Genomic DNA, 12,260 nt, shown 5'->3' with positions numbered 1-12,260 from the left:
TGTATTGGGGACAACCTGTGCATATCCGTGCAGGAGAGGCCGGGTCGGGGCGTCGTCGGCCGCTGCGGCGAGCCGATCCTGATTCCACAGGGCACGAGTTTTGCTCCACAAGCGTGAAACTGCGTTTCAGCAGGTCAGCGGCCTGTATCGGAGTGACCGGACGGTTGTCCACCGGGTTCTCCCCAGGCGGGGAGGAGCGCCACGCCGCGTCCTCCACGGACTTTCCCCAGTTATCCCCAGGGGCTGTGGAAAAGGTCCTGTCGCGAGCCCCCTCCGGACGCGTACGGTCGGGCCTCTCCCGGTCGCGAGCCAAGACTGTCCATGGCCGGTCCTAGCCTCTCTCGGGGTCGGACGGACGACGGGGAGCGCACCAGGAAGGGGAGGCCGTGAGCGTCACGCAGCGGGACCAGGACTACGGCGCCCCGCCGCCGCAGGAGTGGGGCGACGGACCGTCGTCGTACAGCCCCGGTGAGGCCCCCTCGCGACCCGGCGACCGCACCCCGCCGCAGGACAACGCGGCGGAGCAGTCGGTGCTCGGGTCGATGCTGCTGAGCAAGGACGCGATCGCCGACGTCGTCGAGTCGATCAAGGGCACCGACTTCTACCGGCCGGCCCACGAGATCGTGTTCGACGCGATCATCGACCTCTACGGCCGCGGCGAGCCCGCGGACCCCGTCACCGTCGCCGCCGAGCTGCACCGCAAGGGCGAGCTGCAGCGGGTGGGCGGCGCGCCGTACCTGCACACGCTCTCGGCCAACGTGCCGATCGCGGCGAACGCGGGGTACTACGCGGAGATCGTCCGCGAGAAGGCGATCCTGCGGCGCCTCGTCGAGGCCGGCACCAAGGTGGTGCAGCTGGGCTACTCGGGCGAGGGCCAGGTCGACGACATCGTCGACACCGCGCAGGCGGAGATCTTCAAGATCACGGAGAAGCGGGCGAGCGAGGACTACGCGCCGCTGGCCGACATCATGGAGGGCGTCCTCGACGAGATCGAGGCGATCGGCAACCGCGACGGCGGGGTGTACGGCGTGCCCACCGGCTTCGTGGACTTCGACGAGCTGACCAACGGGCTGCACGCCGGCCAGATGATCATCATCGCCGCGCGACCCGCCATGGGTAAGTCGACGCTGGCGCTGGACTTCTGCCGCGCCGCGTCGATCCACAACAACCTGACCAGCGTCTTCTTCAGCCTGGAGATGAACCGCGCCGAGATCACGATGCGCCTGCTCTCGGCCGAGGCGCGGGTGCCGCTCAACCACATCCGCAACGGCCAGATGACCGACGACGACTGGGCGAAGCTGGCGAAGAAGATGGGCGAGGTCTCGAGCGCGCCGATCTTCATCGACGACAGCCCGAACCTGACGATGATGGAGATCCGCGCCAAGGCGCGCCGGCTCAAGCAGAAGCACGACCTGCGGCTCGTCGTCATCGACTACCTGCAGCTGATGAGCTCGGGCAAGAAGGTCGAGAGCCGCCAGCTCGAGGTCTCCGAGTTCTCCCGGCAGATCAAGCTGCTGGCCAAGGAGCTCGAGGTGCCGGTCATCGCGCTGTCGCAGCTGAACCGTGGCTCCGAGCAGCGCTCCGACAAGCGCCCCATGGTCAGCGACCTGCGTGAGTCGGGCTCGATCGAGCAGGACGCCGACATGGTCGTGCTGCTGCACCGCGACGACGTCTACGAGAAGGAGTCGACCCGCCCCGGCGAGGCCGACCTCATCATCGCCAAGCACCGCAACGGGCCCACCCGCGACATCGTCGTGGCGTTCCAGGGCCACTACTCGCGCTTCGTCGACATGGCGCAGTGAGCGCCGGGAGCGACGGGGACGCGCTCAGCGCTACGGCGTGTGCACCTTGTCGGCGGCGATGGTCACGATGAGGCGGGACGAGCCGGCGCCGAAGCCGGGGTAGGGCCGCCCGAGGTAGCGCTGGGACAGCTGGTCGATGTGCTCGTCGGCGCCCTCGGTGGTCGTGGCGGTCACGCGACCGCGGACGCCCCAGTAGCGGGCCGGCTGGTCGGGATCGGCGATCGCGACCGCGACGCGGGGGTCGCGGGCGATGTTGCGGACCTTCTGGTGCGTGGTGACCGTGTTGATGACGACGTTCTCGCCGTCGGTGTCCACCCAGGTCTCCGTGGTGACGGGGGAGCCGTCGGGCATCAGGGTGGTCACGAAGCACAGGGCGCGGCCCCGCATCATCTCGACGAGGTCGGACGGCAGGGCGGTCATGGGTTCTCCTCGCGTGGTGGCCGCTGGACGGGGGCGTCCATGACGTCACCGACCCTACGGGCCGCACCACCGGCGGCTCGGGCCGCCGACGACCACGCCGCGGCCGGGAGCAGCCGGGCCTCGTGGCGGATCGGCGGTCGTCCGGCTCCCGGGCTGCGGGAGTGCGCAGAATCAGCCCCCGACGCGGCGCGGGACTGAATCCACGCACTCCGGCGGCACGGAGCACGCCGCGAGACGCCGACCGAGCCCCGGCGGCGCGGCGCGGGGGGGCGGCTGGTCAGTCGGTCGCGGGCTGCTCGTCGCCGTACCGCCACACGGCCGCCCAGCCCATCGCGCAGAGGGCGAGCACGCCGACGGCGAGGAGCGCCGTACCGGCCACAGTGAGGACCGGCAGGTCCGACTGGAGCCCCGGCACGAGCAGGCTGGTGCCGAGCAGGCTCGCGAGGACGGCGACGGCGCCGTACTGCCCGACCCGGCGGCGACGCCGCGCGCTCGTCTCCCGCGCCGCGGCGGACAGGTCGCGCTCGGCCAGCACGGCGAGCACGCGGGGGGCGGTCCGGAGCCGCGACCACAGGGCCGCGGCGGCGACCAGCGCTCCTACGGCCCCTGCCCCGGCCTGCGCGTCCTCGCCCTCGACCGCGAGCACGACCGCGGCGACCACGTAACCGACCACGCCGGCGGCGAGGAAGGCGGGCTGCACCCGGCTCCGGTACGACGCCCGCAGCCCGTCCGCCTCGAACACGTCCATCGCCAGCAGCCGCCGGCGCCCCGCCGCCCCGCTGACCCGTCGGTCGTTGACGATCGACGCGAGCACGAGGCCCATCCACGTCACGAGCTGGAACCACATGACGCCGTGCCTACCCGGCCGGGGAACCGGTCAACCGGCGCGCCGCCGCAGGAGCAGCAGGCCGCCGACGACCAGCACGGCGAGCACCGCCACGCCCGCGCCGACGGCCACGGCCGACAGGCCGCCGCCGGAGGACGACCCGTCCGACGAGCCGGACGACGCCGGGCCGCCCGAGGCCTCCCCGTCCTCCGGCTGCGACTCCCCTACGGCCGACGACACGAGCGCGGAGTCGGCGGTCGGCGGCTCGAGGCCGTCGACCTCGTCGTACTCCGGCGCGCCCTCGCCCGCCGTGCCGCGGGTGCGGATCGTCAGCGTGTACGGCTGATTGGCCTCGTCGCCGCGCACGGCGAGGCTCACCGCGACGTACCGCAGCCCCGCGACCGCCGACCCCTTCTCGGAACCGAACGAGTAGCGCTGCGGGTAGGCGACGGTGCGGCTGAGGGCACCGGTGCGGTACGCCGGGTCGTCCAGGTTGGCGAGGGGCGCCGTCGTCCAGTCCGCCGGGGCGTCGGAACTGGTGAGGCGGACCGACGCGTCGTCGCGCAACGGCCCGATGAACGCGACCCGCAGCTCGCTGCCGATGGCGGCGGCCTCCATCACGGGCTCGGTCAGGGTCGCGTCGAGCTGGGCCTGCACGTGCTGGCCCCAGTCCACGGGCACGGCCAGCACCTGGGTCTCGCCCGCGTTGATGTCCAGCGCGTAGGTGCCGTCGCCGACCACGGGCGCGCTCGACAGGCTGGTGCCCGGCACGACGGAGGCGTCGGCCACCCCGGGATCCAGCGTCGACCACTCCGGGGCGGGGAGCGGCTGACCGGTGGCGACCGCCGGGTCGGCCAGCGGCGGCTCCTCGTAGACGGCCACCTCGAACGGCGCACCCTGCCCGTCGTTGGCCCGCGCCTCCCGCACCGTGAGCACCAGCCGGTCGGCCGTCGCGCACTCCGCGTCGGGGTCGCGGCCCGAGGCGGCCGAGGCGTAGAAGACGGGGCGCTGCTCGCCGATGCTCGAGTCGAACGCCGACCCGGTGTCGCACTGCAGGCCGGCCGTGCCGTCCTCCCGCAGCGGTGCGAGGGCCAGGCCGCCGCCCGAGCCCAGCGACCCGCCCTCGCCGACGAGCGTCATCCCGACGTGGAACGTCGTGCCCGGCGCGGTGCGCTCCAGCAGGTAGAACTGCTCCCCGGCGCCGCGGAAGCGATCGAGGTACTGCCCCGTCGTCACCGTCGGCGCGCCCGCCACGTCGAGGCTGCCCTCGACGGCTTCGCCCGTCAGGTCGAACGGCCGGCTGGCCCGCACCGCCGACTCGCGCAGGCCCTCGGTGATGCTCTCGGCGTCGTCGGCGTCCACGTAGGTGCCGCCGCCGGCCTCCGCCACGCACGCCAGCTGGTCGCGCGCGCTGCCGCTGACGTCGAGCCCGACGACGTCGATGCGCAGGTCGATGCCGTCGGCCGCGAGCTCGGCGGCCACCACGCACGGGTCCGGGTCGCAGGTCGACTCGCCGTCCGAGACCAGCAGGATCGTCCGCGGCCCCTCCGGGCCGAGGTCGTCCGCGGCCTGCTGCAGCGCGTACCCCGTCGGGGTCCACCCGACGGGCTCGTACGCCGCGACCGCCGCCCGCAGCGCGTCGCGGTTGTCGGTGCCCCGGTCGACGATCCGCTCCGAGTCGGTGCACGCCGCCGGGTCCGTCTCCGGCACGTCGCTGGCCCCGAACACCCGGAACGACACCGGCTGGTCGTCGGGCAGCCCGTCCACCACCGTCGTCAGCGCCGAGCGCGCCGCCTCGATCCGCGTCCCGCCGCCACCGCCCGCCGGTTCCGCCATCGACCCCGACGCGTCGAGCACGAGCGCCAGGCTCCCGGGGGCGTCGGGGTCCGCGGCGGCGGCGCGCGGCGTACCCCCGGCAGCGGCGGCGAGCGGTGCCGCGGGCGGGGCGGCAGCGACGGCGGGTGCGGCCAGCAGCAGGAGGGCGAGGGAGGCGGAGGGGAGGGCTCTGCGCATGGCGGATGCTCCTGCCCCGCTCCGGGCCACGTCAACCGCCGCCCCCGTTCCGAGCCCCGGACGCGACCTGCGGCCAGGCGCATCTGCGACCTCCGGAGGAGGACGGGTGCGCACCCGCGCACGATGTGGCGGCCCCCGCCCGCGGCCGAGGCTCGGGGCATGGACATCTCCCGGATCCCCCGCGGCATCGCCGCGACGTTCGCCGCCGGCACGCTGCTGGCCCTGACCGCCTGCGGGGGCACGACCGCCCCCGCCGCCCCCGGCGCAGCCGCCGCCCCCGAGACGGCGGCGGGCGCCGCCGTACCCCACCCCCTGACCGCCGCGGACGTCGACGCGTGGCTCGACGGCTACGTGCCGGCGGCCCTCGACCGCGAGGGCATCCCCGGCGCCAGCGTCGCGGTGGTGCACGACGGCGAGGTCGTCACCACCCGCGGCTTCGGCTGGGCCGACCGCGACGCCCGCGAGCCGGTCGACGCCGACGACACCCTCTTCCGCGTCGGCTCCGTCTCGAAGGTCTTCACCGCGACCGCCGTGATGCAGCTCGTCGAGGGCGGCGCCGTCGACCTCGACACCGACGTGGCGGAGTACGTCGACGTCGACCTCGAGCGCCCGGTCACGCTGCGCCACCTGCTCACCCACACCGGCGGGTTCGAGGAGAAGGTCGCGGGCCTGATCGGCGGGCCCGGCGAGACCGTCGACCTGCGCGCGGCCCTCACCACCGACCCGCCCGAGCAGGTCTACGAGCCCGGCACCGTGCCGGCGTACTCGAACTACGGCAACGCCCTGGCGGGCCTCGTCGTGGAGGAGGTCGACGGGCGGCCGTTCGAGGAGTACGTCGCCGACGAGGTGCTCGCGCCGGCCGGCATGGACTCCTCGTCCTTCGCGCAGCCGCTGCCGGAGCCGCTGGCCGACCGGCTCGCCGCGGGGTACGCCGACGCCACCTCGCCGCCCACGGAGTTCGAGACCGTCGGCACCCCGCCCGCCGGCGCGCTGACGAGCTCGGCCGGCGACATGGCCCGGTTCATGCTCGCCCAGCTCGGCGACGGGCCGGAGCTGCTCGCGCCCGCGACACGGGAGCAGATGCACGCGCCCGGCCTCGACGAGGAGGCGCTCGGCGGCCTGGCGGCCGGACCGCGGATGACGCTGGGCTGGTTCGACCGCAGCCGCGGCGGGCACCGCGTCGTCGAGCACGGCGGCGACACGAACGTGTTCCACGCCGACCTGGCCCTGTGGCCCGACGACGGCTCGGGGATCTTCGTGGTGATGAACGGGTCGGGGACCGACCCGATGTCGACCGTGGACCTGCGCAACGGGCTGCTCGAGGGGTTCGCCGACCGCTACCACCCCGGCGAGGAGCCGGCCGGCTCGGCCGACCCCGCGGTCGCGGGCGACCAGGCGGCGGCCCTGGCCGGCACCTACGAGACCTCGCGGACGATCCGCAGCAACTTCCTCGCCGCAGCGTTCGCGACCGGCCAGACCACGATCGAGGCCGAGGACGACGGGCGCGTGCTCATCACGCCCGGGCCCAACGCCGCGGAGCCGGTCCGCTACGAGCCGATCGGTGACTGGACGTGGCGCGAGGTGGGCGGCAGCAGCACCATCGCGGCCCGCGCGGTCGACGGCGAGGTCGAGGCCATCGGCTACGACTCCGCGTTCACCCTCCTGCCCGTGCCCGCCCACCGCTCGGCCGCCGTGGTGGTGCCCGTCGTCGGCGCCTCGACCGCCGTCCTCGTCGCGACCCTCCTGGGCGGCCTCGTGCTCGCCCCCCTGCGGTGGGTGCGCCGACGCCGCGACCCGGCGGCGCAGCCCGACCGCGCCGACCGGGCCGACCGCACGACGCAGGTGCTGCGGGTGCTGGTGCGCGTCGGCGTGGTCGCGACCGTGGTCGCCCTCGTCGGGTGGGTGCTGCTCGTCGCCGGTGTCATGACCTTCCAGACCCCGTCCGCGCTGGTCATCCGCCTGCTGCAGGTGCTCCAGGCCGTCGGGCTGCTCGCCGTCGTGCCGGCCGCGGTGCGCGTCGTGCAGGCCCTGCGCCGGCGGGAGGGCGCCCTCCGGGTGGCTGCCGGGGTGGGCGTGACCCTCGCGCTCGCCGGGATCGGGTGGGCGGCGGTCACGCTGCACCTCCTGTCGCCCGACATCAGCTACTGAGCACTAGGTTCGTGACGACCCCCGAGCACGGAGGACCCATGACCGCCCCCGCCGACCCGGCACCCCCCACCCCCGCCGCGCGGCTCGACGCCTGGCTCACGCGGCGCGGCCTCACCCGGGCGCCGCAGCGGGACGCGCTGCTCGCCGTGCTCGTCGCGGTCGCCACCGCGGTGGTGCTTCCGCCGGTGCTCCTGCTGGGCGCCGCGGGCGACGAGACCTCCGTGGGTCCCGCCGTCGTCGCGGCGCTGACGGCGCTGAGCGTGGTGCAGTGCCTGCTGCTGGCGCTGCGGCGTACCCGCCCGGTGACCTGCCTGCTGCTCGTCGCCGCGGTGCAGGTGGCGATCGTCGCGGTCACCCCGGCGGACTCCGGCGTGCGGGGCGCGGCCCCGCTGCTCGCGGCCTACGCGGCGGCGACGGTGCTGCCCGGGCGGGCGGCGGCGGGGGCCGTCGGTCTCGCCGTGCTCGTGGAGCTGGTGGGCTCGGTGGCGGTGACGGTCCCGGCCGGCGCCCTCGGCGTGGGGCTGGCCGGGGTGGTCGGCGGGGCGCTCGCGTACGCCGCGTCCGCGCTGGCGGGCTCGAACGTGCGCACCCGGCGTCGGTACGTCGAGGTGGTGCGACGCCGCGCGGCCGAGGCCGAGGCCTCCCAGGAGGAGCGGGTGCGGTCCGCGATCGCCGGCGTGCGGACCCGGATGGCCCGGGAGATCCACGACATCGCCGCCCACCACCTCTCGGCCATGGTCGTGCAGGCCACCGCCACCGCCCGGCTGGTCGACCGCGACCCGGCGGCGGTGAAGGAGGGCCTGCTGGCCATCCGCGCCCAGGGCCGCCGCACGCTCGAGGACCTGCGGATGCTCGTGGGGGTGCTGCGCGACCCGGCGACGGCGGAGGACGGCGGGCCGGTGCCGGGCCTCGCGGTGCTGGACGAGCTCGTCACCGACGCCCGGTCGCTCGGCACGCAGGTGGAGGTGCGGCGCGAGGGCCGCGTCGGCGGGCTCGACCCGCTGGCCGACGTCACCGCCTACCGGCTCGTGCAGGAGGCGCTCACGAACGCCCGCCAGCACGCCGCGGGCGCGCCCGTGGTCGTCGAGCTCGTCGGCCACGACGACCACCTCGTCGTGACGGTGACGAACGCGGCGCCGCCCCGCGCGGCGGACGGCGGCGACCCCGCAGCGGGGGACCACGCGGGGGACCGGGCCGCCGGGGACCGCTCCACCGGCGGCGTCGGCCTGCTCGGCATGCGCGAGCGGGTGCAGCTCGTCGGCGGCCGGCTCGACACCGGTCCGAGCGGCGCCGGAGGATGGCGCGTGCGCGCCGAGCTCCCCACCGGGGGCGGCGGGAGCGACGAGACCGACGGGGAGGGGGGCGCGCCGTGATCCGGGTGCTGCTGGTGGACGACCAGGCGGTCGTGCGGGCCGGGTTCCGCGTGATCCTGTCCGAGCACCCCGACCTCGAGGTCGTCGGCGAGGCCTCGTCGGGCCCCGAGGCGGTGGCCGCGGTCCGTCGTACCCGTCCCGACGTCGTGTGCATGGACGTGCGGATGCCCGGCGGCGACGGCCTCGCCGCCACCCGCGCCATCCGCGACGAGCACGGCGACGCCGCCCCGCCGGTGCTCGTCGTGACCACGTTCGACCTCGACGACTACGTCTTCGGCGCGCTGGAGGCCGGGGCGAGCGGGTTCGTGCTCAAGGACTGCGAGCCCGAGGAGCTCGTCGACGCGGTCCGACGGCTCGCCGGGGGCGAGGGGCTGCTCCAGGGCGGCATCACCCGCCGGGTCATCGAGGAGTTCGCCCGCCGCCGCAGCGCGCCCACCCTCGAGCCGGGCCTGGTGGAGGCGCTCACCGAGCGCGAGACCGAGGTCGTGCGCCTCCTCGCGCAGGGCCTGTCGAACGCCGAGATCGCCGACGCGCTCGTCGTCGAGACCACGACCGTGAAGTCCCACCTGGGCCGGGCGATGACCAAGATCGGCACCCGCGACCGCGTGCAGACCGTCGTCTGGGCGCACCGGCACGGGCTCGGGGGCTAACCGGCCGCCGGGAGCGCCGCCTCCCGGGCCGCCAGCCCCCACGACGTCACGTCGACCGGGGTGAGCCGGATGGCGGCGACGCGCTCGTCGTACCGCGCCGGCCCGCGCACCGCCAGCGCCCACGGCTGCCAGCCGGGTCCGTCGGCGACACCGTCGACGACCGCGGCGGCGAACGGGTGCGCGGCCACGTTGCGCGCCCGGACGGTGCGCGCGAGGTCGCGCCCCGTCAGCAGCAGGTCGCCGGTCGCCTCGTCCCACCGCCACACGGTCGGTACGACGTGCGGCAGCCCCGCCGCGTCCACGGTCGCCAGCCGCGCCAGGCCCTCAGGGTGGGCCAGGAAGCGGCGCTCGACGTCGGTCAGGGGGCGGCGGCTCATGCGGGGATGCCTCTCGTCGTGTTCACTGGCCTCCAGGGGACTACGTCAAGTGGACTTGACGTCAAGGCGGGAGGTGACGTGGTGGCCGCCAGCGAGACGGTGTGGCTGCGGCCGGGGCAGCTCGCACGCCGCGCGGGCGTGGCCGTCTCGACGCTGCACTACTACGAGGGGCTCGGGCTCATCACGAGCCGTCGTACGGCGGGCGGGCGGCGCGAGTACCGCCGCGAGACCCTGCGCGTCATCGCGTTCGTGCGCGCCGCCCAGGGCGTCGGCGTCTCGCTGGAGCGGATCCGCGCGGCGCTCGCCACGCTGCCCGACGGCCGACCCCCGACCCGCGAGGACTGGGCGCGGCTGTCCCTGGCCTGGCGCGACGAGCTCGACGAGCGGATCGAGCGCCTCGTCGCCCTGCGCGACCGGTTCAGCGACTGCATCGGCTGCGGCTGCCTGTCGCTCGACACCTGCCCGGTCTCGAACCCGGGCGACGTGCTCGCCGGCGACGGGCCGGGCGCCCGGCGGCTGGGCGCGCCCCGTCCGGAGCAGTCGCGGTAGGAGCGGTGGTCGGCGGCTGTCGCTGCTACCGCGACCCCGGCGCCGGGCGCGAGAACGACGCCGCCAGGCCCGCGAGCAGCTCGCCCGTGAGCCCGTCGGGGGCGTCGTCGGGGGCGACGAGCCGCTCGAGGGCCATGCCGTTGGCCAGCGCCATGATCGCCACCGCCGCGTGCTCGGCCGGGACGACGAGCTCGGCCCCGGACGCCTCCGCGTGCTCGCGCACGGCGGCGGCGATCGCGTCGCGCATCGCGGTGCGGCGGCGGCGGAAGCCCTCGACCGCCGGGTCGCCCCGCACGGCGCGCTGCCACAGCTCGACGAAGAGCAGGTGCCAGTCGCGCTCGTCGGCCGAGGCGGCGTCGAGGCGGTCGCCGAGGGCCCGGGCCCGCGCGCTCAGCGGGCCGTCGGTGGACGCGGCGGCGGCGAGGCCCAGCTCGAGGTAGGCCGCGGTCTGCTCCTCGACGATCGCGGCGACCAGCCCGTCCTTGCTGGCGAAGTTCGAGTAGACGGCGCCCTTGGTGTAGCCGGCCGCGGCCGCGACGTCGTCGACGCTCGCCGCGTCGATCCCGCGGCGCGCGAACACGCGGGTGGCGGCCGCCAGCAGGGTGGCGCGCACCTCGCTGCGGCCCGGTCGCCGGGCGCGCTCGCGGGCGGGGGGTGTTGACACCCGCGCCACGATACCGGAACGTATCCGATACCGACCGGTATCGACTGGCACCCACCGCCGAGGGCGAGGACCCATGAGCACCACCACCATCCAGCGCCGACCCACCCGCGCGCGGGCCCGCGACACCGCGCAGCTCGCCGCCCGCTGGGGCCTGGGCCACGCCGCGCCCCGGCTCGCGCTCACCGCGAGCGCGCGCTCCGGCGACCTCCACGCCCGCGCCCTCCTCGAGGCCAACCGCACGCAGGGGATGCCCGTCGAGGTCTTCGACGCCATCCGGGCCGCCGGGCCGCTCTACCGCTCGCGGCTGTCCTTCGTCACGGCGCGGCTGGAGATCGTGAAGGAGGTGCTGGGCAGCCCCGACGTGCGCGCCGGCATCGACCTGCGGGGCGGCGGCCCGCTCGGCCGCCTCGGCGGGTGGTCGCAGGGCTCGGCACCCCTCGGTCCCCTGCGCCCGCCGTCGCTGCTGGCCATCGAGCCGCCCGACCACACCCGCCTGCGCCGCCTCGTCACGCGCGTCTTCTCGGCCAAGGCCGTGCAGCGGCTCGAGCAGCGCACCGTCGAGATCGCCGACGCGCTCCTCGACGAGCTGGCCGCCGACGCGACCGACCCCGTCGACCTCGTCGAGCGCTACTGCGCCCGGCTGCCGGTGCTCGTCATCTGCGAGGTGCTCGGCGTGCCCACCGAGGAGGAGGACCTCGTGCGGGGCTTCGGCACGCGCGCCGCGCCGAGCCTCGACATCGGCCTGCCGCTCGGGGAGTTCGTGGCGGTGGAGCGCTCGCTGCGGCAGTTCGACGCCTGGCTCGGCCGCCACGTCGAGCGGGTACGGCGCGAGCCCGGCCAGGACCTGCTCAGCCAGCTGGTCGCCGCGCGCGACGACGACGGCACGCCGCTGACCGAGGACGAGCTGCGCAACACCGCCGGCCTCGTGCTCGCCGCCGGGTTCGAGACGACGGTGAACCTCATCGGCAACGGCGTCGCCCTCCTCGCCGAGCACCCCGACCAGCGCGCCGCCGCGGTCGCCGACGACACCCTGTGGGCGAACGTCGTGGAGGAGGTCCTGCGCTACGACCCGCCCGTGCTGCTCACCGGCCGCACCACCGAGCGCGACACCCGCATCGCCGACGTCGACGTCCCGGCCGGGTCGGTCGTCACCACGCTGCTGGCCGGGGCGAACCGCGACCCCGACGTCTTCACCGACCCGCACCGGTTCGACATCACGCGCCCGGAGGCCCGCGAGCACGTCTCGTTCTCCTCCGGCCGGCACTTCTGCCTGGGCGCCGCGCTCGCCCGGATGGAGGGGCGCGTCGCGCTCCAGCGCCTCCACGAGCGCCACCCCGACCTCCGCGTGCGCGACGGTGCGCGCCGCCGTACGACGCGCATCCTGCGGGGCTACCTCACGCTCCCCGTCTCGCTGGGGGGCTGAGCCCGCGCGGCCCGC

The 12,260-nt window shown here is 75.8% G+C and carries 11 protein-coding genes; 6 read left to right on the top strand and 5 right to left on the bottom strand.

Going from position 1 to position 12,260, the window contains the following annotated elements:
* Positions 1–386 precede the first annotated feature (386 nt).
* The gene (gene dnaB, locus ACOACO_RS02495; RefSeq protein ID WP_420294683.1) at positions 387–1,802 is read left to right on the top strand and encodes a replicative DNA helicase; all 1,416 of its coding nucleotides are present in this window, start codon (positions 387–389) and stop codon (positions 1,800–1,802) included.
* Positions 1,803–1,832: 30 nt separating this feature from the next.
* Here dnaB and ACOACO_RS02490 read toward each other — a convergent pair whose 3' ends face one another.
* The 3 genes from ACOACO_RS02490 to ACOACO_RS02480 form a co-directional block, all read right to left on the bottom strand.
* Positions 1,833–2,222, bottom strand: a complete 390-nt coding sequence (locus tag ACOACO_RS02490) for a TIGR03618 family F420-dependent PPOX class oxidoreductase (protein ID WP_420294682.1) — start codon at positions 2,220–2,222, stop codon at positions 1,833–1,835.
* Positions 2,223–2,499: 277 nt separating this feature from the next.
* Entirely contained in the window at positions 2,500–3,069 is a 570-nt protein-coding gene (locus tag ACOACO_RS02485; protein ID WP_420294681.1) for a hypothetical protein, read from the bottom strand.
* Between the two features lie 30 nt (positions 3,070–3,099).
* On the bottom strand, positions 3,100–5,061 hold the full coding sequence (locus ACOACO_RS02480) for a VWA domain-containing protein (protein WP_420294680.1): 1,962 nt from the start codon (positions 5,059–5,061) through the stop codon (positions 3,100–3,102).
* Positions 5,062–5,220: 159 nt separating this feature from the next.
* Here ACOACO_RS02480 and ACOACO_RS02475 point away from each other — a divergent pair, with 159 nt between their 5' ends.
* From ACOACO_RS02475 to ACOACO_RS02465, 3 genes are read left to right on the top strand one after another with little or no spacing between them, the layout of a single operon-like run.
* The gene (locus tag ACOACO_RS02475) at positions 5,221–7,209 is read left to right on the top strand and encodes a serine hydrolase domain-containing protein (RefSeq protein ID WP_420294679.1); all 1,989 of its coding nucleotides are present in this window, start codon (positions 5,221–5,223) and stop codon (positions 7,207–7,209) included.
* A gap of 38 nt (positions 7,210–7,247) precedes the next feature.
* Positions 7,248–8,582: a sensor histidine kinase gene (locus tag ACOACO_RS02470; protein ID WP_420294678.1), complete on the top strand. Its 1,335-nt coding sequence runs from the start codon at positions 7,248–7,250 to the stop codon at positions 8,580–8,582.
* Positions 8,579–9,232, top strand: coding sequence for a response regulator (locus ACOACO_RS02465; RefSeq protein ID WP_420294677.1), 654 nt, complete (start codon positions 8,579–8,581; stop codon positions 9,230–9,232). Before ACOACO_RS02470 ends, ACOACO_RS02465 begins: the two co-directional genes overlap by 4 nt.
* On the opposite strand, the gene ACOACO_RS02460 is transcribed toward ACOACO_RS02465, so the two are convergent.
* Positions 9,229–9,609 carry a pyridoxamine 5'-phosphate oxidase family protein gene (locus tag ACOACO_RS02460; RefSeq protein WP_420294676.1) on the bottom strand — a complete coding sequence of 127 codons (381 nt, stop codon included), beginning with the start codon at positions 9,607–9,609 and terminating at the stop codon, positions 9,229–9,231. The two genes, ACOACO_RS02465 and ACOACO_RS02460, sit on opposite strands and share 4 nt — an antisense overlap.
* Before the next feature lie 81 nt (positions 9,610–9,690).
* On the opposite strand from ACOACO_RS02460, the gene soxR reads away from it, so the two are divergent.
* Positions 9,691–10,158, top strand: a complete 468-nt coding sequence (gene soxR / locus ACOACO_RS02455; RefSeq protein WP_420294675.1) for a redox-sensitive transcriptional activator SoxR — start codon at positions 9,691–9,693, stop codon at positions 10,156–10,158.
* A 25-nt stretch (positions 10,159–10,183) separates the two neighbouring features.
* Here the strand turns inward: soxR and ACOACO_RS02450 are convergent, their stop codons facing one another.
* Entirely contained in the window at positions 10,184–10,822 is a 639-nt protein-coding gene (locus ACOACO_RS02450; protein WP_420294674.1) for a TetR family transcriptional regulator, read from the bottom strand.
* 73 nt (positions 10,823–10,895) lie between these two features.
* Between ACOACO_RS02450 and ACOACO_RS02445 the strand changes: the two genes are divergently transcribed.
* A complete protein-coding gene (locus ACOACO_RS02445) occupies positions 10,896–12,245 on the top strand; it encodes a cytochrome P450 (protein ID WP_420294673.1) in 1,350 nt (449 codons plus the stop codon).
* Positions 12,246–12,260 lie beyond the last annotated feature (15 nt).

The organism is Nocardioides sp. CPCC 205120, from assembly GCF_048654585.1.
Taxonomy (GTDB): Bacteria; Actinomycetota; Actinomycetes; order Propionibacteriales; family Nocardioidaceae; genus Nocardioides.
The sequence above is the reverse complement of the archived record's forward strand: the minus strand, read 5'-3'. Positions and strand labels throughout refer to the sequence as shown.

Excerpts from the sequence above, each read along its gene's own strand:
- ACOACO_RS02485 (WP_420294681.1), bottom strand. The coding sequence starts at position 3,069 with ATGTGGTTCCAGCTCGTGACGTGGATGGGCCTCGTGCTCGCGTCGATC.
- ACOACO_RS02460 (WP_420294676.1), bottom strand. The coding sequence starts at position 9,609 with ATGAGCCGCCGCCCCCTGACCGACGTCGAGCGCCGCTTCCTGGCCCAC.
- ACOACO_RS02445 (WP_420294673.1), top strand. The coding sequence starts at position 10,896 with ATGAGCACCACCACCATCCAGCGCCGACCCACCCGCGCGCGGGCCCGC.
- ACOACO_RS02490 (WP_420294682.1), bottom strand. The coding sequence starts at position 2,222 with ATGACCGCCCTGCCGTCCGACCTCGTCGAGATGATGCGGGGCCGCGCC.
- ACOACO_RS02470 (WP_420294678.1), top strand. The coding sequence starts at position 7,248 with ATGACCGCCCCCGCCGACCCGGCACCCCCCACCCCCGCCGCGCGGCTC.
- ACOACO_RS02480 (WP_420294680.1), bottom strand. The coding sequence starts at position 5,061 with ATGCGCAGAGCCCTCCCCTCCGCCTCCCTCGCCCTCCTGCTGCTGGCC.
- ACOACO_RS02475 (WP_420294679.1), top strand. The coding sequence starts at position 5,221 with ATGGACATCTCCCGGATCCCCCGCGGCATCGCCGCGACGTTCGCCGCC.